The organism is Glutamicibacter sp. NPDC087583 (assembly GCF_044743685.1).
Lineage (GTDB): Bacteria > Actinomycetota > Actinomycetes > Actinomycetales > Micrococcaceae > Glutamicibacter.
Map to the genome: position 1 here is coordinate 1,042,204 of NZ_JBIUWY010000001.1, position 21,504 is coordinate 1,063,707.

24 protein-coding genes are annotated in these 21,504 nt (G+C 57.5%); 10 read left to right on the top strand and 14 right to left on the bottom strand.

The genetic code is table 11. The features are described from left to right. Window positions 1–68: 68 nt before the first annotated feature. Window positions 69–350, bottom strand: a complete 282-nt coding sequence (locus ACIOU9_RS04940) for an Lrp/AsnC family transcriptional regulator (RefSeq protein ID WP_105658354.1) — start codon at window positions 348–350, stop codon at window positions 69–71. A gap of 164 nt (window positions 351–514) precedes the next feature. Here ACIOU9_RS04940 and ACIOU9_RS04945 point away from each other — a divergent pair, with 164 nt between their 5' ends. Together ACIOU9_RS04945 and ACIOU9_RS04950 are read left to right on the top strand one after the other, a co-directional pair. Beyond that, window positions 515–1,111: a sigma factor-like helix-turn-helix DNA-binding protein gene (locus tag ACIOU9_RS04945; protein ID WP_105661274.1), complete on the top strand. Its 597-nt coding sequence runs from the start codon at window positions 515–517 to the stop codon at window positions 1,109–1,111. Continuing rightward, the gene (locus ACIOU9_RS04950) at window positions 1,112–1,654 is read left to right on the top strand and encodes a hypothetical protein (RefSeq protein WP_402696173.1); all 543 of its coding nucleotides are present in this window, start codon (window positions 1,112–1,114) and stop codon (window positions 1,652–1,654) included. Here the strand turns inward: ACIOU9_RS04950 and ACIOU9_RS04955 are convergent. After that, window positions 1,643–2,017, bottom strand: coding sequence for a DUF3054 domain-containing protein (locus ACIOU9_RS04955; RefSeq protein WP_105658356.1), 375 nt, complete (start codon window positions 2,015–2,017; stop codon window positions 1,643–1,645). The genes ACIOU9_RS04950 and ACIOU9_RS04955 overlap by 12 nt on opposite strands. A 148-nt stretch (window positions 2,018–2,165) precedes the next feature. On the opposite strand from ACIOU9_RS04955, the gene ACIOU9_RS04960 reads away from it, so the two are divergent. Next, window positions 2,166–3,134, top strand: a complete 969-nt coding sequence (locus ACIOU9_RS04960; protein WP_105661273.1) for an arsenic resistance protein — start codon at window positions 2,166–2,168, stop codon at window positions 3,132–3,134. A 149-nt stretch (window positions 3,135–3,283) separates the two neighbouring features. Here the strand turns inward: ACIOU9_RS04960 and ACIOU9_RS04965 are convergent, their stop codons facing one another. After that, the gene (locus ACIOU9_RS04965) at window positions 3,284–3,745 is read right to left on the bottom strand and encodes a DUF3817 domain-containing protein (protein WP_105661272.1); all 462 of its coding nucleotides are present in this window, start codon (window positions 3,743–3,745) and stop codon (window positions 3,284–3,286) included. Between the two features lie 226 nt (window positions 3,746–3,971). Between ACIOU9_RS04965 and ACIOU9_RS04970 the strand changes: the two genes are divergently transcribed. Continuing rightward, entirely contained in the window at window positions 3,972–4,559 is a 588-nt protein-coding gene (locus tag ACIOU9_RS04970) for an HAD family hydrolase (protein ID WP_105661271.1), read from the top strand. Window positions 4,560–4,614: 55 nt separating this feature from the next. Here the strand turns inward: ACIOU9_RS04970 and ACIOU9_RS04975 are convergent, their stop codons facing one another. Together ACIOU9_RS04975 and ACIOU9_RS04980 are read right to left on the bottom strand one after the other, a co-directional pair. Beyond that, the gene (locus tag ACIOU9_RS04975; RefSeq protein ID WP_105661270.1) at window positions 4,615–5,082 is read right to left on the bottom strand and encodes an SRPBCC domain-containing protein; all 468 of its coding nucleotides are present in this window, start codon (window positions 5,080–5,082) and stop codon (window positions 4,615–4,617) included. A 172-nt stretch (window positions 5,083–5,254) separates the two neighbouring features. Next, on the bottom strand, window positions 5,255–5,617 hold the full coding sequence (locus tag ACIOU9_RS04980; protein ID WP_105659237.1) for a helix-turn-helix transcriptional regulator: 363 nt from the start codon (window positions 5,615–5,617) through the stop codon (window positions 5,255–5,257). Window positions 5,618–5,935: 318 nt separating this feature from the next. Between ACIOU9_RS04980 and zapE the strand changes: the two genes are divergently transcribed. The 6 genes from zapE (at window position 5,936) to ACIOU9_RS05010 (ending at window position 10,584) form a co-directional block, all read left to right on the top strand. Further along, window positions 5,936–6,988 carry an AFG1/ZapE family ATPase gene (gene zapE / locus ACIOU9_RS04985; RefSeq protein WP_181148991.1) on the top strand — a complete coding sequence of 351 codons (1,053 nt, stop codon included), beginning with the start codon at window positions 5,936–5,938 and terminating at the stop codon, window positions 6,986–6,988. Continuing rightward, complete coding sequence (def, locus tag ACIOU9_RS04990; RefSeq protein WP_105657851.1) at window positions 6,985–7,626, top strand: peptide deformylase; 642 nt, start codon at window positions 6,985–6,987, stop codon at window positions 7,624–7,626. Before zapE ends, def begins: the two co-directional genes overlap by 4 nt. Next, on the top strand, window positions 7,626–8,477 hold the full coding sequence (locus ACIOU9_RS04995; protein WP_105657850.1) for a putative RNA methyltransferase: 852 nt from the start codon (window positions 7,626–7,628) through the stop codon (window positions 8,475–8,477). The genes def and ACIOU9_RS04995 overlap by 1 nt, the downstream gene beginning before the upstream one ends. 104 nt (window positions 8,478–8,581) lie before the next feature. Further along, a complete protein-coding gene (locus ACIOU9_RS05000) occupies window positions 8,582–9,058 on the top strand; it encodes an NfeD family protein (protein ID WP_105657869.1) in 477 nt (158 codons plus the stop codon). A gap of 55 nt (window positions 9,059–9,113) precedes the next feature. Beyond that, window positions 9,114–10,052, top strand: coding sequence for an SPFH domain-containing protein (locus tag ACIOU9_RS05005; protein ID WP_105657849.1), 939 nt, complete (start codon window positions 9,114–9,116; stop codon window positions 10,050–10,052). Between the two features lie 184 nt (window positions 10,053–10,236). Continuing rightward, a complete protein-coding gene (locus tag ACIOU9_RS05010; protein ID WP_105657848.1) occupies window positions 10,237–10,584 on the top strand; it encodes an RNA polymerase-binding protein RbpA in 348 nt (115 codons plus the stop codon). Between the two features lie 358 nt (window positions 10,585–10,942). Here ACIOU9_RS05010 and ACIOU9_RS05015 read toward each other — a convergent pair whose 3' ends face one another. The 9 genes from ACIOU9_RS05015 to ACIOU9_RS05055 all read right to left on the bottom strand — a co-directional run bounded on the left by ACIOU9_RS05015 (window position 10,943) and on the right by ACIOU9_RS05055 (window position 21,487). Further along, on the bottom strand, window positions 10,943–11,671 hold the full coding sequence (locus ACIOU9_RS05015; protein WP_105657847.1) for a polyprenol monophosphomannose synthase: 729 nt from the start codon (window positions 11,669–11,671) through the stop codon (window positions 10,943–10,945). Between the two features lie 411 nt (window positions 11,672–12,082). Further along, window positions 12,083–13,687 carry an amidohydrolase gene (locus tag ACIOU9_RS05020; protein ID WP_105657846.1) on the bottom strand — a complete coding sequence of 535 codons (1,605 nt, stop codon included), beginning with the start codon at window positions 13,685–13,687 and terminating at the stop codon, window positions 12,083–12,085. 56 nt (window positions 13,688–13,743) lie between these two features. Continuing rightward, entirely contained in the window at window positions 13,744–16,527 is a 2,784-nt protein-coding gene (locus tag ACIOU9_RS05025; RefSeq protein ID WP_402696177.1) for a DEAD/DEAH box helicase, read from the bottom strand. Window positions 16,528–16,555: 28 nt separating this feature from the next. Next, window positions 16,556–17,422, bottom strand: a complete 867-nt coding sequence (gene tatC / locus ACIOU9_RS05030) for a twin-arginine translocase subunit TatC (RefSeq protein WP_105657844.1) — start codon at window positions 17,420–17,422, stop codon at window positions 16,556–16,558. Window positions 17,423–17,431: 9 nt separating this feature from the next. Continuing rightward, window positions 17,432–17,647: a Sec-independent protein translocase subunit TatA gene (tatA, locus tag ACIOU9_RS05035; protein ID WP_105657843.1), complete on the bottom strand. Its 216-nt coding sequence runs from the start codon at window positions 17,645–17,647 to the stop codon at window positions 17,432–17,434. Between the two features lie 32 nt (window positions 17,648–17,679). Then, the gene (locus ACIOU9_RS05040; protein WP_133833372.1) at window positions 17,680–17,940 is read right to left on the bottom strand and encodes a hypothetical protein; all 261 of its coding nucleotides are present in this window, start codon (window positions 17,938–17,940) and stop codon (window positions 17,680–17,682) included. 102 nt (window positions 17,941–18,042) lie between these two features. Further along, window positions 18,043–20,046, bottom strand: a complete 2,004-nt coding sequence (locus ACIOU9_RS05045) for a helix-turn-helix transcriptional regulator (protein WP_402696178.1) — start codon at window positions 20,044–20,046, stop codon at window positions 18,043–18,045. Window positions 20,047–20,139: 93 nt separating this feature from the next. Next, window positions 20,140–20,535 (bottom strand): FKBP-type peptidyl-prolyl cis-trans isomerase, encoded by a 396-nt coding sequence (locus ACIOU9_RS05050; RefSeq protein ID WP_013348985.1) that lies wholly within the window; start codon window positions 20,533–20,535, stop codon window positions 20,140–20,142. Window positions 20,536–20,551: 16 nt separating this feature from the next. Next, a complete protein-coding gene (locus ACIOU9_RS05055; protein WP_402696180.1) occupies window positions 20,552–21,487 on the bottom strand; it encodes an FKBP-type peptidyl-prolyl cis-trans isomerase in 936 nt (311 codons plus the stop codon). Window positions 21,488–21,504: the final 17 nt, after the last annotated feature.

Consider the following 21,504-nt stretch of genomic DNA (forward strand, 5'->3'; position numbering starts at 1 on the left):
AAAGCCGGTCTTTGGTTCGCGATTTTACAATCGCTGAACCGAAGGCCGGCTTTGTTCTTGAAAAGTCCTTAGTCGCCTAGGCCAAGGGAAAAGGCTGCTTCAAGATCATGTTCCGAATATGCGCGGAATGCAATGTGGGTCTGGGTGCCGCGGATGCCTGGAATCTTGGAAAGCTTATTGGCAATGACTTCGGCGAGGTCCTCGTGCTTGTTGACTCGTGCAATTGCAATCAAGTCCCAGTCGCCTGCTACGGAATAGACTTCGCTGATGCCCGAGATTGCGGAGATCTGCTTAGCGCATTCAGGGATACTGTCCGTTGCAGTCTGGATCATGACGAATGCGGTGACCATCACTGTGCCTTTCGGTTCTAACTTGTCGCCTGCCAGGAGGCGACTGATCTGGAATTAACTCTAGTCGAAAAGCAGCGAATGAGAGGCATGGGCGCATCGCCCCGCTTCGCATAGTACAATGATTTTAATTTGTAGATTCGGATACAAAGTTTTACAATTGTTCCATGATTGTGTTGACCATTGACCAGCGGCGTTCACGTTCCACCGAAGACAAGGTGGAGGCTCTAGTCAAGCAAGCTAATGCTACCGTTCCAGTGGTTCGCCCCTTCCAGCGAACCGCCGGCGATGAAGTCCAAGCTGTCTTGGATAACGCCAACGAAGCAATTCGCTTGGCAGTGATGATGGCAGCTTCAGGGGACTGGAGTGTCGGCATTGGCTTCGGGCAAGTTGAAACGCCACTGCCCGAAGAAACCCGTGCCGGACGGGGGCCTGCCTTTGAATATGCTCGTGTCGCAGTTGAGCGGGCAAAGAACACCAATGCGCATCTAGCTGTTCATGGACCGTCGCATGAAGCCACCCGCCTGGAAGCCGAGCTCCAGCTGACTGCCTGCATAGTTTCAAAGCGACGGGCCACGGCATGGGAAGCTGGCACTCTGGCCGATGAAGGCCTGACCCAGCAGCAGATTGCCCAAGAATTAGGAATCACCCAGCAGGCTGTCTCTTCTCGTCTGTCGGCCGCGCTATGGTTTGAGGCGAACCGAATGATGGATGAAGCTGCCAAATCGCTGAACCGACAGCTGAAGATGCTAAAGGAGCAGTAAATGCTTTGGATCGCTTGGGGGAGTCTGAGCCTGGCGGCGTTTGTCTCTTGCATAGCTGCCTACCTTGGCTATGCCATGGGCAAACGAGCTCGTGTCCGCGACTGGCTAGTTGTGGGCTCTGCCCTGTTCGCCATTCTCTCGGCCCTGCTGGCAGTTGCTTCTCAAACTTCGTTAGAGCAGAACGGGCTTTCGCCGGTGTACGCGATCGTCCTGAGTTCCATCTTTGCCATTAGTTTCGGCGGTCCGTTTACGGAACTTGTTTTCCGGCTTGCTGCGAAGAATGATCTCGAGCTCCAAAAGGAGGAGTCCGACCCTTCACCGCTTCGAGGCGGGCTGTGGATCGGACTCCTGGAGCGCACGGCCATCGTTGGAAGCCTCTGGGCCGGTTGGCCAGAAGGCATTGCCGTCGTCTTGGCGGTCAAGGGTCTTGGCCGGTTCTCTGAACTGAAAAACCATCGCGCCGCCGAACAGTTTATTCTGGGGACTTTCGCCAGCGGTCTCGTCGCTGCCGGTTCCTACGGGTGCGGCCTGCTATTTACCTAGCCGCTTAGCCACCATCGAGGTAACCAGCCGACGCCCCATCAAGAATGCGCCCAGAACCAGTGTCGCGACGATGATGAAGGGGAGTGCCGCAGTGGAATCCATGCCAACGCGAAGCGCAAGGCCCGCTGCTACGGTCACCACCCAGACCAGTACGCCAACAGGGAAGAGCTTGTTGATCGTGGTCCAAGGCTTGGACAGCAAGGTCACGACGACGTAGGCAACCAAGAACGGCAGGGCGGTCATCAGGATGCCGCCAATGCTCAAGGCATGCTCGTGTTCACGTCGACCGAGCAGGGCGAATAGAACAATGAGAACAACGTCGACAGCCATCCACAGCGGCCACTTACGAATAGAATCCTTCATGTACTCATCATAGGTTTACCCCGGTGTCCGTGAGTAATTCGGCGTTGGCTGGATCGTTGTCGGTTCAGACACAGAAGGTCGCCGTCGAGGCTCGCCCGAATGAGCTCACGGCCATGGTGGCCGCAGCTATTGTTCTAGCATTAGTCCTATGAAGATCTGGCCTGGCAATGCATGGATGCAAACGCACCAGATCGCCCTCTATTTATCCGCGATCACTGCCGGTTGCGTTCTCGGCCTGGCCTTGCCTGCCGCAAGCAAGGGTCTCGAGAACTCGGTTAACCCGTTCCTTGGATTGCTGCTCTACGCTACTTTCCTGGGCATGCCGCTGACCCGTTTTCCGGAGGCCTTCCGGGACACTCGCTTCATGGGTGCACTGTGCGCGGTCAACTTTGCCGTGGTGCCGCTCGTGGCCTTCGGGCTATCGCGAATAGTGGCGGGGGACCAGGCACTGCTCTTCGGCGTGCTGCTGGTCTTGCTAGCGCCCTGCATCGACTACGTTATCGTCTTTACCGGCTTAGCCGGGGGAGACAGCCAACGGTTGCTGGCGGCCACACCGCTCTTGTTGATCTTGCAGATGCTGCTCGTGCCGGCATACCTCTATATATTTGCTGGACCCTCGGCGATCGACGTGATCGTGCCAGCTCCTTTCCTGGGGGCACTGCTGGGACTGATCGTGCTCCCACTGCTGGCAGCAGCACTCACCCAGGCACTCGCCAAACGATTTACCTGGGCAGAGCCCATCGGGGATTGGGCCGACTATCTAATGGTTCCGTTGATGATGGGAACGCTATTTAGCGTGGTGGGCTCGCAGATCTTCACGGTGAGCGCAAGCCTGGGTCAATTAGGGCTGGCCATTATGGTTTTCGCCCTGTTTATCTGCATCATGAATGTCCTTGGATACTCCGCGGGGAAACTCTTCAAGCTGCCCACCGCCTCGCGGCGGGCAGTTACTTTCAGCGGCGTCACACGCAATTCTCTGGTGGTGCTTCCCCTGGCCCTGGCTTTGCCCGCGGAGCTGGAATTAGCTTCTGCCGTGGTCGTTAGCCAGACCTTGGTAGAGCTAATTGGAATGTTGGTGATGGTTCACTACGCACCGAAGCAACGCACCACCAAGTAGTTCGAGCCTTACCCTGCTATGTCCGGATTAAACAGAATTTGCCTGGCCAAGAACACATGGAAGTGACCGGGCCAGGCAAATTGGATTGAGGAGTCAGTGCATTCAGTGATGCCCAGGCGAAAGCAGCCTGCTCCTCATAGAATCCATGATTAGTGCTCGCCACCTGGAGGGCCAATGAAAAGCATGGCCGAGAAGATACCGGCAATAACGACGAATAGCAGGACCGTGGTCAGCGCCGGGCGGGCAACAAGCCAACGCATCGTCGCGTCGGTCCACTTGCGATCATCTGGATGATCGGTTGCTTCGGTACGCCAGGTACCTTCCAGCTTTCCCTTGCGTTCCAGCCACTTGTCGTAAGGAATGGTCAGATATGGGACGACGGCGGTCGCGGCAGCTCCAATGATCAGCGACTTCCTCCAGCGCTGATTCATGCCAATGAGCACAGCCATCGTTGCATAAGTCAGGAAGACAAAGCCGTGGATGAAGCCGGCAATGGATACAGGCCAATCACCAACCTTGACGACGTACTTCAAAATCAATGCGATGATCAGCATCGTCCATGTGACAGCTTCAGCGCGGGCAACTAGACGGTACAGGGCGCTTGGAGACATAGGGTGTTTTCTGTCCTTGAAGGTAGATAGGGGAGTAGTCCGGGAACTCGGTCAAGTACTAGCCTATCTGGCTCCCGGGATACCGCCGACATCCTGCCCTGGAACATGGAGTTCCCGGTTGACGCAGCACCTGCTAGATTTCTAGGCAGGCCCTCGCTGCAGGAAAGGCACCGCATGCACTTGGCCCCAGATGCCCCAATGCGCCTGCATCTGGCAGGATTGCCCCATGATCCACGCAGTAGTTTTCGATTTGGACGGAGTGATCCGCAACTTTCCCGAGGCCGCCACTGCTGACGTTGAAATGGAATATGGGTTGCCATCGGGCACTTTGAACGCGGCGGCTTTCGACCCTGCTCGCCTGGAAGGACTCACTACAGGTAAAATATCTCGTTTGACATGGATCAAGGAGATTGGGAAGAGCATTGGATCCACGGAAGCCGCCAACGCATGGGGTCGCATAGAGCCCGTTGTAGATCGCGATGTGCTGCAGCTACTCGACGATCTACAACGTGCAGGTATCACCACCGCCATTCTCACGAACGGCAGCGACACCATTGACATCGAACTTAAGCGGCAAGGAATCGCCACCCACGTCGCCCGAGTATTCAATTCAGCAAAAATCGGTTATCCGAAGCCAGACCGACGAGCATTTCTGCACGTAATCAATGCTCTGCACCTGTGTGCAAACCAGATCCTCTTTACCGACGATTCCGCCGGGAAACTTGTCGGGGCGACCGATCTCGGGATCCACGCACATCACTTTGCTTCCGCTGCGGATTTGAGGTCGGCATTGACCCGGCGCGGTGTACTCTAGCCGGATCGATCATCGTTTGGAATAACATCGAGGGGAGTGGCAAGAGGAAAGCGCCCTAGTTCTCGAATACCTCCTGATAAACGTCCCAGAATTGATCCATCGAGCGCGGAGCCCCAAGCAGGACGGCCTCCAGATACATGAGATGCGTTTCCCATCCCGCCAAGTAATTCGAGACGCCAACGCTGAGTTTGGAGTGGCTCAGCGCAAGTTCAGCTCCGAAGAGGCTCGACTGCAGAGTCAAACTAACCTCCGACACAGATTCTTCCGGAAACTTCCAGGACATCACGAGGGCGGATGCTGGCTCGACCTGTTCAATCCGGCTTTCGCAGATGTAGTTTTCCGCATGCTCGATCTGCACAGTAGAACCCACGCCAAGGCTTCCAGCGACGTGAGTTCCCAGCCAGAGTGGCAATGCCTGACGATCAATCATTGCGTGCCAAAGCCTGTCGGTCGATACGCCGAAGGACCACCTGAGATCCACAGATCCCGCCGAAGCGTCCGCGAACTTTCGAATGATGGGCATGAAAGGAGCCTGCTTCGATAGACGGGGCAGCCAGCACAAATGGCTGCAGTGAGACCCTGCGTGGGGAGTCGTGGATTTCCATTACTTTACATAATGTAGATTATCGGCTTATTCGCAATGTCGCTGGAAGTAGCCTTATTCGTCCATTTACGCCTCGGATTTCGAAGGCCGCTTACTGCTCAGCTTGTTGACGCTGATCCTGCAAATCCAGCCGGTGCCTCGCGAAGTCCAGGGTCTGCCGAATGAACTCGCGCGATCGCTCGTCATGCATCGAGTAGATGACATGGCGGCCGGACTTCCTCGTTTGCAATACACCGGCTGCTCGCAGCTTGGATAGCAATTGGCCGGCAACCGTTGGACTAACGCCGATCAACTGAGCCAAATCGGACAGGGAAAGATCGTCCATGGACAGCGCCCAGAGCATCTGGAGCCTTGCCGGATCCGACAAGGTTTTGAGTACCGTTGCCGACATGTCCAAAAGATCGCTGGAGACGATCTCGTCTTCAGCCGTTGGGACAATGAATTCGCTGGTCATCTCACGCGCTCCCTCTCCGCATTTCGCCCGCCCTGGTTCGATTCAACTGCTTCAACCCAGCTCTGTGGGTGTGTCCATTATGGCCACGGATCAAGATAAAGCGATAGGTATGCTCAAAATTCACAAGACTAAACAGGCTCGTAGCCATCTTTGGGAACACTCCCCTATTTAAATCATCCGTTTCGAAATAAATCGAAGGCTTCTTGACTAGGCACTTTAACGTCGCCTCGGCACCGCAAGGCATCCCTGCAAGCTGGAATGGTGGCGATTGCATCACAGAAGATTGGCCGCGTCTGCGCTCAGTGGCAAAATTTAGATATGGCTAATCCGTTGCTACGCATTCCCCACGGGAATAAGTACGCTCTTCAGATCCGCGAAGCTCTCAAGCTGCAAGGTATCGAAGTTGACCCGGTTCAGAGTGATCTGATCGACCTTCTAGGACGTACTTTGCGTACGACGATGACGGCAAAGCACCCTGGCGTCTACATTTATGGCCCTCCTGGTCGAGGCAAAACCCTCATCATCAATACCTTGGTCTCGGTGCTGCCTGAAACCACGACAGCGCGCTTCCATTTCCACGAGTTCTTCCAGCGCGTAAATTCCCCGGTCAACCGTGTCCCGGGCCAGCCGCTGGGCGCGATTTTCTCGCAAGGGCTTGAGCGCGAGCTCGCTGGACTGCAGTTGCTGGTCTTCGATGAGTTCCATTGCACCGAACCTGGCGACGCGATGTTCATGGCCAAGCTCATTCGGCATTGCACGGAACACGAGATCCAGCTGGTCACTACGTCGAACTACGGGCCGGAGAAGCTGCTTGACGATGACACTTTCCATCACCTGGTTCAGCCAATTATTGACCGGATCCAACGGGACTTCACTGTATTCTCACTGGATCATTCGGTGGACTACCGACAGCTCGCCGCCGATCCCGAGCAGGTCTTGGACGGGTATCGGAGAGGCACGCTTAATCTCTTCGAAGCACCAGGAGAACTGCCGGTCCACGATACGATGATCCAGATCGGCTACGACGAAATCGGGCCAGTCCACGTGAATGCGGATGAGATCTGGATCAGCTTCGATCAGATCTGCCGAACTCGCCGCAACACTGCCGACTATCTGGATTTGGCAAGCCGGTATTCGCGCTGGCATGTAACCTGCATCCCAGCTAGTGCCACCATGCCAATGGATGAGGAACGCCGACTGGCGAATCTTATCGATATCTTCTACGACAAGAACGTGGAAGTCCATCTGTACGCCGCAGACAATCTGGGCAATCTTGGACACATGCTGCATGACACTGAAAAGGCCCGACTCACCTCGCGCCTGGCTCAACTTCAGCTCAACGAATACGAACGGACTAGCGCTTGCCGATGAACACCGAGTACACCGCACAGGACATCGAGAATATAGTTCGAGAAGTCCTGGAGACTGCAGATGAGAACCTCATACTGCCTATTGTCCAGCTGGGACATCCCGTTCTCCGCCAGCAGGCGGTGGCCTACGAGCAGCAGCTTCCGCAGGAACTGCTCGAAGAACTCCTTGAAGCAATGCGCCAGACCATGTACGACGCCCCTGGCGTAGGACTCGCCGCTCCTCAGGTGGGTATCCCCCTGCAGATTGCCGTGCTCGAAGATCTCTATCCCATTCCGGAGGAAGCTGCCTCGCACAGAGAGCGTGAGCCGCTGGAGTACTTCGAGATCTTCAACCCCGTATATACGGCATCAACAGAGCGCGCGGCAGTCTTCTACGAAGGTTGCCTGTCTTTCGAAGGATTCCAAGGCGTAGTGAGCCGGGCCGCCGATATCACCGCCACTTATAAAGATCGGGACGGCCAGGAAATAACTCGAAGCTTCTCCGGTTGGCAGGCCCGCATTGTCCAGCACGAAACTGATCATCTGTCGGGCACTGTCTATATCGACAAAGCACTTACCCGCTCCTTGATTAACGAATCCGAACTGTGGCGCCATGAAAGCATGGACGTTGCAACGGCACAAGAGGTTCTGAAATTCTAATGTTCTCCGGCACCACGAACGTTACTTGCCCGGTCTGCGAGCAACCCCTTGGCTTCGAGGAATCTCGGGATAGAACCCTGAGTTGCGAAGCCGGGCATCGTTTTGATGCTGCCAAACAGGGTTACTTCAACTTCCTTACTGGCAGAGGAACGAACTTCCTCGAAGACACCTCGGCCATGGTCCAAGCCCGCGATGCTTTCCAGTCAAAGGGACATTATGAGCCTCTGGCGCGCGCGCTGTCCGAGCTGATCAATGATCATCACGACGGACATTCGCTTGACGTGCTGGATGCGGGCGCAGGTACCGGCTACTACCTGGGGAAGATTCTAGAGAACTCTCCTGCTGCTGAACTTGATGCTTTGGCTCTGGACATCTCCCGCTTTGCCATGCGTCGTGCCGCGAAGGTTCCAAGCACGCTCGCTGTGGTCTGGGATGTCTGGCGCAAATTGCCTACTGCCGACCGATCACGCGATGTGGTGATCAACTGCTTCGCACCGCATAACCCGGCAGAGTTCCAACGTGTACTGCGTACTGGTGGATTATGCATTGTCGTGACCGGCGAACCAGATCATCTCAACGAAGTCGTCGACCCGCTGGGCATGCTCACCGTAGGACAGGGCAAGCAAGCCGCCTTGGTGGAAAAATTTGCGGCTGAAGGCCTTAATCATCGCGGATCCAAGAATCTGACATATCGGATGAACCTGAATGCGGACGATCTCTATAACCTTGCATTCATGGGTCCGTCCGGGCACCACCTCTCCCCTGAAATTCTTCATCAGCAGACGCTGGCGTTGGGTTCCCAGCCTGTAACAGCTTCCTTTGGAGTACACGCATTCGTCACGCAGGGCTAGAAGATACCCCAAAATGACTACACCTTTTATCTGCCTTCTACGGCAGAATGTAGGAAAGACCAGTTACGACTGGTCAATGTCCTAACAGAATTTAGGTGAATGCCATGACAACAGCCGAATGGATCATCAGCAACGCTTGGGTGATCTGGCTGGCACTGTTCTTGCTGCTGGCGATCATCGAGATGCTTTCTCTTGATCTCTACTTCATCATGCTCGGCGTAGGTGCCCTTGGTGGTGTAGCGGTCGCACTGCTCAGTGGACCCATGTGGTTGCAGGTCCTTGTATTCTGCGTCATTTCATTGTTGATGATCTTCCTGGTTCGACCTATTGCCGTCAAACATTTACGGAAATCACCCGAGGGCTTCCGCACCAATATCGAGCGATTAATCGGTGCGGATGCACTTATTCTCGAGCCGACCTCGCGCATGTCGGGTTCGGCCAAGATCCGTGGAGAGATCTGGACCGCCCGTGCTGAATCCAGCGTTCCGACCATGAATCCCGGCACCTATGCCGTGGTTTCACGTATCGACGGGGCAACTGCATACCTCACCGCGAAGTCCCCTGACCCTGCTAACGGCTAGCTAGCCTGACGCCCCCAAATTCATCACTACTGCACAAGGAAAGAGAGTACGAACCATGAATTCAGATGGTTTTGGCTTGACTATTGTGCTTGTCGTTCTGGCAATCTTCGTGATTGTCGTCCTACTGCGCAGCGTGCGCATCGTGCCGCAGGCACGTGCTGGCATCGTTGAGCGCCTCGGCAAGTACAACCGAACCCTAAATCCCGGTCTGACAATCCTGATCCCCTTTGTGGATCGCTTGCTGCCGCTGCTGGACCTGCGTGAACAAGTTGTTTCCTTCCCGCCGCAGCCAGTTATTACCGAGGACAACTTGGTAGTTTCGATTGATACCGTGGTCTACTTCCAGATCACCGAGCCGCGTGCCGCGACGTATGAAATCGCTAACTACATCCAGGCCGTAGAACAGCTGACCACCACTACGCTTCGTAATGTCGTCGGTGGCCTGAATCTGGAAGAGGCCCTGACTAGCCGCGACCAGATCAACGGCCAGCTGCGTGGTGTCCTTGACGAGGCAACCGGCAAGTGGGGCATCCGTGTTTCCCGTGTCGAGCTGAAGGCTATCGATCCACCGCTGTCCATCCAGGACTCGATGGAGAAGCAGATGCGCGCCGAGCGTGACCGCCGTGCTGCCATCCTGACCGCTGAGGGCACCAAGCAGTCCTCCATCCTTACTGCCGAAGGCGCACGCCAGGCTTCCATCCTCGAAGCCGAGGGCGATGCACAGGCCGCAATCTTGCGCGCTGACGGCGAGTCCCAGGCCATCCAGAAGGTCTTCGATGCAATTCACGCCGGCAAGCCGGACCATGAGTTGCTCGCCTACCAGTACCTGCAGACTCTGCCGAAGCTTGCCGAAGGCACTTCGAATACCCTGTGGGTGATTCCAAGCGAACTGACCGAAGCACTCAAGGGCATCGGCGGAGCGCTGGGCGGCAACGGATCGGGCAGCAAGCCTGCCACTCCGGAATCGCCATCGGCCCCAGGTAGCAACCTGTAGCAACAGCTGGTTTAGAACCGATTAGCCGTCTGCGGCGAGGTGCATACAATGCACCTCGCCGCAGACGCGTATAATGGATGTTTTGGCACCAAGAATTATCTTCACCTCTAGTCGGAGGGAATTATTTCCGAGTGCCAAACGTTGGTACGTGTAGCGAATTCTTCAATCATCGCGGAGGGAAAACATGAGCGATCGCAGCCTACGAGGCATGCGCCTGGGTGCACAGAGCATGGAATCTGAGGCAGGTGTGGAGCCGGCTGCCCGTCAGCGTGTGGAATACCGTACCGAAGAGGGCGAGACCGTCTTCGTCGTCTTTGCTGCCGAAGCTGAAATTCCAGCAACCTGGCACACCAAGACCGGTAAGGAAGCCAAGCTCGTCCACGGCGAAGCCAAGGCCGAAGAACCGGGCAATGAAAAGCCTGTCCGTACCCACTGGGACATGCTTCTTGAGCGCCGTTCCGAAGAAGAACTGGAAAAGACTCTGGCAGACCGCCTCCAGCAGCTGCGCGCTGCTCGCGGGGAAACTGCCTAATCTCCCCCACGCACGGTTCCATGCTGCCTTAGCATGGCCGTAGGGGCTTGGTTGAGGGCTGGGTTTGATGACCGATGGTTATCAAACCCAGCCCTCACTCTTTTGCCTGTCTGCTATGGGGCTCAAAGACCACGCCCAGTATTTTCAACTGCGTCAAAGAGCCTGCATGAAATTGCGCGGCCAGCGCCGCCGGCCTAAGCAGCTTCGTAGAAGCTATCTTCATCCTGCACAGTCCGCCTTTGGGGCGGTGGGCTGGTTTGTATTTCACTGCCTGCCCGAGACCTGATGATGATTCCTGGTTAAGCGAACTGGCGTGCAACGATCCATCGTTGCACGCCAGTTCGCTTAACCACGGGTATTACTTCTTGGAAGTCAGCTTCTTCCACCGGGCGCCCAAGCCCCAGCGGGTGACATTCCACATTGCTTCGAACACAATGTTGCCGCTCATCTTCGACGCGCCCAGTTCGCGCTCTACGAAGGTCACGGGAACTTCAACGATCGTCTTGCGCAGCATGGCCACGCGGAAGGTCATGTCCACCTGGAAGCCGTAGCCGCGCGACTCAACGGCGTCAAAATCGATTGCTTCCAGGGTTTCGCGCTTGAAGGCGCGGTAGCCTGCGGTGATGTCGCGCAGAGGCAAGCCCAGCATGGTGCGCGAGTAGAAGCTGCCGCCGCGCGAGATGATCTTGCGCAGCATTGGCCAGTTCACGACTTCGCCGCCCTTGACCCAACGCGAACCGATTACGAGATCTGCGCCCGCGGCACTGGCTTCCAAAAGGCGTGGAAGCTGCTCTGGCATATGCGAGCCATCGGCATCCATCTCTACCAGTACGTCGTAGTCGCGAGCCAACGCCCATTCGAAACCTGCAATGTAGGCGGCTCCCAGGCCATCCTTGCCGGTACGGTGCAATACGTGGATATTCGAGTCCTCAGCAGCCATCTTGTCTGCAAGTTCTCCGGTGCCGTCAGGCGAGTTATCATCAACGATCAATACATCCGAGTCAGGAACTGCGGTACGCAAGCGTCCTACGGTCAGCGGGAGCGACTCCAGTTCGTTGTAAGTCGGAATGATTGTAATGACGCGCACGCGGCGGCACCTTTCTGGGTATACAACACAAAGCCTCTTGCCTGCTCGGCGTCGACTGCATGGCTTATGCAGGACACCGGGTCGAAAAGAGTTAATCCAAACTCAAAGTATAGTCATCATTTGCCAATCAGCGCGCTGGAGACACCGCATTAACGAACGATCCTCAGTGACTTCGGCCCTATTCTCCACGCCGAAAGGCACAGAGAATGTTATCTAAGGTCACTGAGGATCGTTGTTTAAATTGCGTAGTTTCCAACGCAATGCATGTGCATCTCGAAGAGGCGCTTAGACCAGCCTAGTGGGTACCCCACCTAGGCTGTCAACCATCAAATGACTTCACTCTTTACCTAGACACCACTAGTCAGGGCAAATTTTGCGAATTCATTCTGCTTATTGAGCATCTGTTTCGCTTTAAGCCGATTCGCTTGGCTCAAGGGTATTGAAAAGCGTGATTCCAGCGCGTACTGTACGCAGGCACTGCGGAATTTCCTCATCAACGACCGGAAGCATCGGAGTTCCAGCTCGTGCATCGGTACTCCAAGAACTGATTCGGACGTCCGGAGTTTGCACAGCAAGTTCAGAGGCAGTCCACACTGCAAAAGTCGCCGGCGCGCCGATCACGAGCTGCCCGGCGAACGGGTTCATCTCGCCCATGGCGCGGTAGGTGGATCGGGTTTGAGCCAAGAAGGCCGCACGAGCCGAAATGCGAGCCTCAGCATTCGTCATGTTCATGCCGGCGCGAACAACCTGCCAGCCATCAACCTCCGTTACCGGAGCATCAGAGCCAAGCACCATTGGCACACCAGCCGAAAGCATAGCGGAGAGGTTGTTCATCGATGCTGCGCGCACCCCCAGGCGCTGCGCGTACATGCCGTTCGAGCCGCCCCACGCCTGGTCGAAGACCGGCTGCATCGAAACCATGATGGCGTACTGCAGCAAACGGGCCCGCGAGTCTTCATCAACCATCTCGACATGCTCCAGACGGTGCCGGCACATCTGCAGCTTAGCTGCCCCAATCTGCTCAGCAGCCAGGTCAAAACCTGCCAACACCTCGTCCAGGGCGCCGTCTCCGATCACATGGAACGAGGCCTGGATCTCCCGGGAACTGCAAGCGACCAGGTGGGCCGCAATTTCGTCACGCTTCAGATACAGGGTGCCGCGTTCGCCCGGCTGATCGCTGTAGTCTTCGCGCAGGTACGCCGTGTGGCTGCCTAGCGAACCATCCACGCGAAGATCGCCACCCAAGCCCAGCACCTTTCCCGTTGGGAAGGATGCGACCAGCTCCTGGGCGATGTCTGCATCGCTAACCAGTTCGCCCCAGTAGGCATGGACTTGCGGCAGTTCAGGGTTGTCGATGGCCAGCAACTGCTCCAGCGCCTCTCGGCCCTCAATATGCGGGGCCGCCATCTCCACAACGCTGGCGAAACCACGCGAGGCGTAGTGCTCCAGTGCCAGGCGCTGGTATTCCTGTTCGGCCTTCTGCGTATTGGTGAGTGCTTCACGCACGGCGTCGTGATCCGCACCAGAAATGATGCCAGCGGCGAGGTGGCCCAGGTCCAGCAGATCCAGCAGTTCCCGATTGACCAGGGCACTGTGCACATCGCGACGCGCCAGGTAATAGCCGCGGCCTTCCGCGGCACTGGTCAGGTCGGTTTCCGCGGGCAGCTGCTGGTCAGCCCAGTTCGAGTTGTCCCACCCCTGAGCCAGGACCAGCTTGGTCGACTTCTGCGCCTGCTCGGCGACGAGCGAAAGCAGCGAAGAAGCCGAGGTTGCTGCACCCAAATCGGCTCCCGAAAGGGTGCGGCCCAAGGCGGCAAGGTGCGTGTGGGATTCGACGAACGCCGGGGTAATCAAACCACCATTGAGGTCGACCACTTCGTCGACGGCAGACGCGTGGCGCTCGGCTGCGTCCTCGCCGCCCAACCATGAAATGGTGTCGCCGTCCACCACCATTGCGGTAGCAAATGGATCGGCCGCTGAGTAGATGGACCCGTTTCGGTAGAGTGTTTTTGCCATCAGCGTCTCCCTTTTCTCGTGCACTGGCTAATAAGTTTTTCGGCTGGACCTGCTGGCTAGTCCAGCACGTTCGAGTAGGCCACTACACCGCGCTTGATCTGGTCTACTGCCTTGTAGGCATTGCGAACCAGCAATGGCGGAAGGTCGCTATTCTTTGCGAACTGGTCCAATGTGTCGATGACCTGCTTGGCCCAGCGCACGAAGTCACCCGGTGCCAGATCGGTACCGCGCAGCGCGCTGTTCAGGCTCGAACCGCGGGCCCACTTGTACATTGGCCAGATCAAACCGGATTCCGGTGGAGCGGTCGGGTCAAGGCCCAAGGCCTCTTCAGCGTCCGATAGCTCGCCCCAAATCCTGATGGTGCTATTCCAGATGTCATCGATCTTGCCCGTTGGCATTTTCGGATCGGCACGGTCCCCGTCGCGGCGTGCCTGGTAGACCAGGCTGGCGACAACCGCGCAGAGTTCTTCCGCATTGAGCTGCGTGAGCTTGCCGGTCTCCAGGATTTGGCTGGTGAGCAGATCTCGGTCGCCATAGATGCGGCGCAGGCGGCGGCCCGAGTCGGTCAGCGCGAAATCTTCGCCGCCCTCGGAAGGCACGAGGTATTCGAACTGCTCGAGCACTTTGCAGACCTTGTCGAACTGCGTGGCAATGGTATTGGTTCGCCCGCGGATGGCGCGACGAGCCTTGTCCGTGTCCTTCTTCAGCTTCCAGTACCTGTCGGCCCAGCGCATGTGCTGGTCCTTCTCCGAGCAGGCGTGGCAAGGATGGTCCTTGAGCTCCAGGCGCAGTGCGTTGATTTCACGCTCGAAGGAATCCGAGCCTTCGAAATCGAAGCTCTGGGCGTCCTGGCGTGGAGGACGCGACTCGTAGATCGCGTTGCGCAAGGATGAAGCAAGGTCCCGGCGCTCCTTCGGTGTGCGCCCGTTGAACCCCTTGGGAATCTTGATCCGCGAAATGATCTGCACTGGTCCGTTGAGGTCTTCCACCGAGAGCCGGCGAAGCTGCGCTTCTTCGGTCAGCACGGTGTGTCGCGGGTTGTACATGGCCTTATCAAGCTCGACAACCACGGCGCGGCCGAAGCGGCGGCCACCTGGCAGGTCCACCACGTCGCCGCGGATCACGGCCTGCAGGGACTGCTCAGCTGCCGAACGGCGCTCGTGGCGGCGGTCCTTCGCAGCGTTCTTCTCGACCTGGGCCAGGTTTCGTTGGAGTTTCAGGTACTCGATGAAATCTCCGAGATGGCATTCCATCGACTTGGCGTAGCCGGCCAGGGATTCTTCCTTGGAACGCACCTGGCGCGCCATGCCCACCACGGAACGGTCCGCCTGGTACTGGGCAAAGGAGGTTTCGAGGATTTGACGAGTCTGTTCACGGCCAAACTGCGCCAGCAAGTTGGTGGACATGTTGTAGGTCGGACGGAACGAGGAATTCAGCGGATAGGTTCGCTTCGAAGCGAGTCCTGCCAAGGATTCCGGTTCCAGGTCGGGGTTCCAGACAACAATTGAATGGCCTTCGACGTCAATGCCGCGGCGCCCGGCACGGCCGGTGAGCTGGGTGTACTCCCCCGAAGAGATCTGCACGTGGGATTCGCCGTTGAATTTGACCAGTTTTTCCAGCACGACCGAGCGTGCTGGCATGTTCACGCCCAGTGCCAGGGTCTCGGTTGCGAACACCACCTTGATCAGGTTGCGTGCAAAGAGGTCTTCAACGATTTCCTTGAAGATCGGGAGCAGGCCGGCGTGGTGGGAAGCGAAGCCGCGAACCAGACCATCGCGCCAGGACCAGAATTCCAGTACGTCCAGGTCTTCGCTGGGGATCCGGTAGGCGACTTCATCCAGCGCTTGCGCGATCTCGGCGGCTTCTTCATTGGTCGTCAGGCGCAGGTCAGCCATGGCGCACTGCTGCACGGCCATATCGCAGCCCTTGCGGGAGAAAATGAAGAAGATAGCTGGCAGCAGAGCAGCCCGGTCAAGCTTCCCGATAACCGCTGGACGGTTGATGCGGTGCCCCATGCCTGAACTGCGCTGGGGGCCGCGGCCGCCGCGACCCCGGCCGCGCTGCACTCGGCCGCCAGGGCTGTGGGAGCGTACGAGTTTTCGCAGTTCGGGGTTGACCGAGGCCTTTGAATCGTCTTCAGCCACCTTGTCGAAGGCTACGTCTTCGGCAAACAGGTCGACCACGTTAGGGCCGACCATGACGTGCTGGAAGAGCGGCACCGGGCGATGCTCGGAGACGATGACATCGGTCTGGCCCCGGACGGTATCCAGCCAGCCACCGAATTCCTCGGCGTTGGACACGGTTGCCGAGAGTGAAATGATCTGCACGTTGGACGGCAGATGGATGATGACTTCTTCCCATACGGCACCACGGAATTTATCGGCGAGGTAGTGGACCTCATCCATGATCACGTAGCCCAAGCCGTCGAGGGTTTGGGAATCCGCGTACAGCATATTGCGCAGCACTTCGGTGGTCATGACGACGATCTGCGCTTCGGAGTTGATGGAGGTGTCGCCGGTCAGCAACCCGACCTTCTGCGCTCCATAGCGATTGACCAGTTCCGAATACTTCTGGTTGCTCAGCGCCTTGATGGGCGTGGTGTAGAAAGCCTTGCGGTTCTCGCCTAGAGCCTGGTAGATGGCGTATTCGCCAACAACAGTTTTTCCGGCGCCGGTGGGCGCAGCGACCAGTACGCTGTGCCCTTCTGCGACCTTCTGGCAAGCTTCGGCCTGGAATGGATCCAGGTCGAAGGAGATGCTTGCCCGGAATCCAGGAAGTGCAGTGCCGTTTTCGACCTGCCGTGCCTTGGAATTCGCGTAGCGTTCCGCGGGTGAAGTCACTTGTGGTCGTTCACTTTCTTGCCCTGGTTCAGAGCTGGGATTTAGGTTCGTCAATCGAGCTAGGGGTTTCAATGCCAGAAGTTTCACCAGCTGCTAGGCGTTCATTCTCGGCTTCCCGTGCCGCCAGCTTCTTTGCGCGCTTCTTGTCGTTGAAGTGGCAGATCAAGGTGGCAACGGCGAAGGTGAGGAACAACGGTCCAGCCAACGCGAACATGGTGATTGCATCGCCGCCTGGTGCTGCCATAGCGGCAACCAGGGCGATGAGGAAGACGGTGATACGCCAGTTCTTCAAGATGAGCTTGGCTGGCAGGACGCCAACCATGTTCAGGCCAACCATCAGTACCGGTACCAGCATGGCCAAGCCGAATGCCAGGAGCAGGCGGAAGATAAACGGCAGGTACTCGGAAATGTTCAGCAGGTTATCCGAGTTCTCCGGCGACAGGCTAATGAAGAATTCCAGCGCAAACGGAAGAACGAAGTAGGCCATCGCCACGCCGCCAAGGAACAGCGGAACCGCGGCTGCTACGAAGCTGTAGCTCAATCGGCGCTCGTTCTTTTTCAGTCCCGGCACGATGAATGCCCACAGCTGGTAGAGCCACACCGGCGAGGAAACGATCAGGCCGACGAACAGCGCCACCTTGATCATGATGTCGAAGGGTGACATCACCGCGGTGAACACTACCGAGCCGCCGGCAGCTTTCACAGGCGCGATCAGCAAGGCAAGCAGCCAGTCGTATACGAAGAAACCGGCTACCGTGCCCAAGGTCAGCGCGATGAGCGACTTGAATAACCGGTTCCGTGCTTCAATCAGATGCTCTTTGAGAGCCATCCGACCTTCTGCGTCCTTGGCCCGCTTCTTCTTGCTGCGCGGGTTCTTGTCTTTATTTGTTGCCACTGAAGAGGTCTACGAGTTGTTCTTTTCGTTGGGGTTCGGATCATTGATGGTGCCATCAACGGTTTCAGATTTAGGATCATCATCCTTCATCTGGCGAACCTCGGACTTGAAAATGCGCAGCGACTGGCCCATCGAGCGAGCCAAGCCTGGAAGCTTTGGAGCGCCGAAAAGCAGCAGTGCAAGCACGATAATGATGACCAAATGCCATCCCTGTAAGCCACCCATGTGGATTCCCTTCTCTCTATCTAAAGTCTACGTCAGAACAAGCCAAGATCGCGCATGTTCTGAGCTTGGCCGCGCTGTGCGCGACGTGCGACGCGGCGAACTCGACGCGCCTCGATTCTTTCAGCTTTGCCCTTATCGCGAAGCTTTTTGATCTTCTCCGGATCCGCGTGCGTGGCATCGGTTCCGTGCGGGTAGCGACGAGGGTTCGCAGCGTACTCGACGACGGTGCCCTCCTGGCTTAAACCGGCGCTGATGTGATCCGCAGCGTCGCCCAGGCCCTCGACGACCGCCATTCCCCGTTTGAACAAACGGAAGCCGGCAAGTGCCGCAACAAGTATTGTCGCCAAAACGAGCACAGTCCACAAAAGTACCCAAAACCACCAAGGAAGCATCTATTAATCCTCATACATTGCGATAGCCTCGTCCAACCAGTTCACTACCTGTTCGCGCGTAGCGTCAGGAGAGACCACAGTCAGTTTACCGCTATGGCGAGCCACGAGCGGCGCAGCTACCTGGTGATCCGAGAACCGGACGTTGGCCAGATACCCCGTACCGACCTTCCCCGTGGACCAGGAAAGAGGATGGAAAGCTTCGATAACCGGTAAGATCTCGGCGTCTACATAGACCATGACCTCTAAGTCATCGTCGTTGGAGGCATACCGGATCTGGACATCTTGCTGGTCTTCATGCCGAGCCGCCAGCTCGAATTGTTCACCGGCAGTTTCCACACTTAACATCCGGTCCACCCGGAAAGTTAATAGGCTCTGGCGCTTTCGGCACCAAGCCCGCAGGTACTGCACCGCTCCGTCTTCAATGAGCCGGATCGGTTCCACATCGCGAACCTGGTGAGTTCGCGAACGGGCCGAGTAATAATCGATGCTCACGACGTCTTGGGAACGAATCGCCTGAATCAGCTGCTGCGGAATATCGTTCTCGCGCGCCTTGGACAGTGCGAAGCCCAGCGCCCCGCTCCAGCCGTCAAAACGGGCCACCGCGGAATTCACCTTGGCCAGTGCCGCGTCGAGCACCTGCTGGTGCTCGAACTCGGGAATGCTTGCCAGGGCGTTGAGCCCGCCGAGCACGGCTACTGCTTCCAGCGGCGCCAGCTTCTGCGGCTCGGCCAGCAGGGCTGCATTGGAGATCGTAACGGTATCGGATTCAACGTCGCCGTCATTGACGTTGATCAGTTCGTCATGCTGGCCGTACGGGACACCGCACATCATGATCATGGCCAGCTCTTCACGAACCTTGGCAACGCTCATGGAGTAGCGTTCTGCCAGCGCTTCGATTTCTACGGCACCATGGGCGTGCACATACTGGATCATGTCGATATTTCGCATGACCTGAGTTGTGGTGGTGCCACGGCCGGTGGCGCGATGCGGACGGAACTTCACCTCTGCGTAGGCATCCTGGTTGCCCTGGCTGGTCTGGGAGCTGCGCGCGTCGCGCAGAATCCGGCGCACCTGGGCCACCAGTTCGGAGGGTTCCAGGACTTTCACGGCCGGACCATAAGCTGCCAGCTGCTGGGCAAATGAATGCGGATCCGCATAGCCGATCTGCAGCTCATCCTGATCGCTGCGGCCATTTACTGCCTGGGCGCGCAGCGGGATTGCTTCATCGCCCAAGAGCCGCACCGTTGCCACCAGTCCCGGATTCTGCAGGTCGAAATCCTGCAAGACCTGGGTCATGTCGAAATCCTGGGGGCGGGCGTGGTACTGCCCGTCGGCGTTAGCGCCGCCATGCCGGTAATTCGTGAACTTGCCCTGAACCCGCGAGAGGCGGAAGACACGGGTATCTTTCCGCGTGTGGTCATAGCCGGTGAAGTACCAGTTGCCGTAGCGCTGCCCGATCCCCCACACATCAACAATTCGTTCGCTCTGTGCGCCGCCAGAGGACGTATAGGCGAACTTGAGCGTGTTGCGGTTGAAGACCGCCAGGGCGCATTCGCGGAAGTTCGGTTCATCCATGGAAAGGCGTGGTACCAATGAGCCGGCCAACGGAGCGACCGGCGAGGCCACGCCATCATGGCCGGTGACTCGGGCCGCGGCATTGAGCCCCAATGACTGGAGCTTGGTGTCTTTCCAAAGGCTCGCGGCCAATGCGACCAGGCCGGCTTCTGCGGGGCTGAATTCCACCGGCGGCAAGAACCACTCGGTCGTGTCGATGCTGTAGTACGTAACATCGTCGATTACTTCTTTGTCCAGCTGCAACCCGAAGTCATTGCGGATATCGTCCTTGAGGCGATCCAGCGCCTTCTCTCGGGTCTCCTTGGTACCGCCTGGCACCAAATAGGATCCAATGCGGTCGGCGTTGAACTTCCGTGATTTAGTTGCCAGCGCATAGATGAGGCTGGTCAGGCGTTCTGCCTTGCTGGGTCCCGGGGATTGCTTTGTGCTCACGTGCCTAGACTAACCAACTTTCGCCGATAAGGATGACTTCTGGGACAGCAATGGCCCCGATTATTTAATCGAGGCCATTGCCAGCACTTGGAATTACTTGGTGCCCATCAGATCCACAACGAAAATCAGTGCTTCGTTAGGCGCAATGGCGCCTGGGGCGCCACGCTCGCCGTAGGCCAGGTGCGATGGGATATCCAGTCGGCGACGGCCGCCGACCTTCATGCCCAGCAGGCCCTGGTCCCAGCCCTGGATAACCATTCCGACACCCACTGGGAAGTCGAGGGTCTGCCCGCGGCCCCAGGAAGAGTCGAACTCTTCGCCGGTGGACCAGGCAACGCCTACATAGTGCGCTTCAACGGTGGTGCCTGGGGTGACCTCGGCGCCGGTTCCCTCGACCAGGTCGGTGATGACCAGTTCTTCAGGAGCGTCGGTGCCCGGGAAATCGATCTCCGGCTTGGTGCGGTCGTAGTTGCGTTCTCCGAACGACATAGTCACGGCCTTTCTGTTACTTGCTTTCGCTTACCTTGTCTAATTCTACGTAGAAGACCAGTGGTCCTGCAGGACGCCCCTGGGCTTCAGCTGTTTCGCCGTAGGCCAAGTCCGTTGGGACAGTCAGCAAGACCTTGCTGCCTTCCTTCAGACCCTGGAAGCCCTGCAGCCAGCCCTGGATGACTCCGCCGGCCATATCGGCTTCGAAGCCTTCTTCGTTGCCGAAGTTGCCGTCGAACTTCTTGCCATCTTCCCAGCGCACGCCGTGGTAGTGGGCAGTGACCTTGGACGTTTGGCCAACCGCTGGGCCGTCGCCTTCTTCAAGGACGTCCGCTGCCAGGCCTGCCGGGGCTTCGGTGTCCTTGGGGATGGTGATCTGCGGATCGCCCTTGCCGGTCTTCACGGTGGGGAGCTTGCCGTCGTCCTTGAGCTGCTGGACTTCTTCCTTGCCCATCGTCTGGCTAGGGCTCTTGGAGTCCGCAATCTTGATCACGATCAGCCGTTCGGCACGCGAGCCTTCGGCCGGTTCGGCGATGGACCCGTCCGGCTGCTGAACGCCTTCGATGGCTGCGTAAGCGATCCAGTCGCCAATCTGGGACTTCAGCAGGGTTTCGTAGAGCTCGGGCATCTGCTCCTTGAGCGTCTCGTCAACCTTCATGGGAGCCGGATCAGCAGTGAAGTTCTCATTGGTCAGCAGGCCGTCGATGGTCTTGTACAGGCCCGACTGGATCTGGATGGTGTCGCCTTCCTTGATGTCGGAACCCTCGCCCTCCACCACGGTGACTGCTTCTGACTTTTCGGTCAGGAGCGGCGCATCGAATTTGACCTCAGGTGCGGACTTGCTATCTTCTGCTGGCTTGACGTCGATGCCGCTCAGGGATGACGAACCCGAACCGCAGGACGCCAGGGCAAGGATGGACGCGGTGGCGCATACTGCCAAAACTTTTCGCACGAATCTTCTTTCCGGTT

Bases quoted from the DNA above. Each gene is read 5' to 3' on its own strand.
- ACIOU9_RS04940 (WP_105658354.1), bottom strand. From the start codon at position 350: ATGGTCACCGCATTCGTCATGATCCAGACTGCAACGGACAGTATCCCT.
- ACIOU9_RS04945 (WP_105661274.1), top strand. From the start codon at position 515: ATGATTGTGTTGACCATTGACCAGCGGCGTTCACGTTCCACCGAAGAC.
- ACIOU9_RS04950 (WP_402696173.1), top strand. From the start codon at position 1,112: ATGCTTTGGATCGCTTGGGGGAGTCTGAGCCTGGCGGCGTTTGTCTCT.
- ACIOU9_RS04955 (WP_105658356.1), bottom strand. From the start codon at position 2,017: ATGAAGGATTCTATTCGTAAGTGGCCGCTGTGGATGGCTGTCGACGTT.
- ACIOU9_RS04960 (WP_105661273.1), top strand. From the start codon at position 2,166: ATGAAGATCTGGCCTGGCAATGCATGGATGCAAACGCACCAGATCGCC.
- ACIOU9_RS04965 (WP_105661272.1), bottom strand. From the start codon at position 3,745: ATGTCTCCAAGCGCCCTGTACCGTCTAGTTGCCCGCGCTGAAGCTGTC.
- ACIOU9_RS04970 (WP_105661271.1), top strand. From the start codon at position 3,972: ATGATCCACGCAGTAGTTTTCGATTTGGACGGAGTGATCCGCAACTTT.
- ACIOU9_RS04975 (WP_105661270.1), bottom strand. From the start codon at position 5,082: ATGCCCATCATTCGAAAGTTCGCGGACGCTTCGGCGGGATCTGTGGAT.
- ACIOU9_RS04980 (WP_105659237.1), bottom strand. From the start codon at position 5,617: ATGACCAGCGAATTCATTGTCCCAACGGCTGAAGACGAGATCGTCTCC.
- zapE (WP_181148991.1), top strand. From the start codon at position 5,936: ATGGCTAATCCGTTGCTACGCATTCCCCACGGGAATAAGTACGCTCTT.
- def (WP_105657851.1), top strand. From the start codon at position 6,985: ATGAACACCGAGTACACCGCACAGGACATCGAGAATATAGTTCGAGAA.
- ACIOU9_RS04995 (WP_105657850.1), top strand. From the start codon at position 7,626: ATGTTCTCCGGCACCACGAACGTTACTTGCCCGGTCTGCGAGCAACCC.
- ACIOU9_RS05000 (WP_105657869.1), top strand. From the start codon at position 8,582: ATGACAACAGCCGAATGGATCATCAGCAACGCTTGGGTGATCTGGCTG.
- ACIOU9_RS05005 (WP_105657849.1), top strand. From the start codon at position 9,114: ATGAATTCAGATGGTTTTGGCTTGACTATTGTGCTTGTCGTTCTGGCA.
- ACIOU9_RS05010 (WP_105657848.1), top strand. From the start codon at position 10,237: ATGAGCGATCGCAGCCTACGAGGCATGCGCCTGGGTGCACAGAGCATG.
- ACIOU9_RS05020 (WP_105657846.1), bottom strand. From the start codon at position 13,687: ATGGCAAAAACACTCTACCGAAACGGGTCCATCTACTCAGCGGCCGAT.
- tatA (WP_105657843.1), bottom strand. From the start codon at position 17,647: ATGGGTGGCTTACAGGGATGGCATTTGGTCATCATTATCGTGCTTGCA.
- ACIOU9_RS05040 (WP_133833372.1), bottom strand. From the start codon at position 17,940: ATGGCGGTCGTCGAGGGCCTGGGCGACGCTGCGGATCACATCAGCGCC.
- ACIOU9_RS05050 (WP_013348985.1), bottom strand. From the start codon at position 20,535: ATGTCGTTCGGAGAACGCAACTACGACCGCACCAAGCCGGAGATCGAT.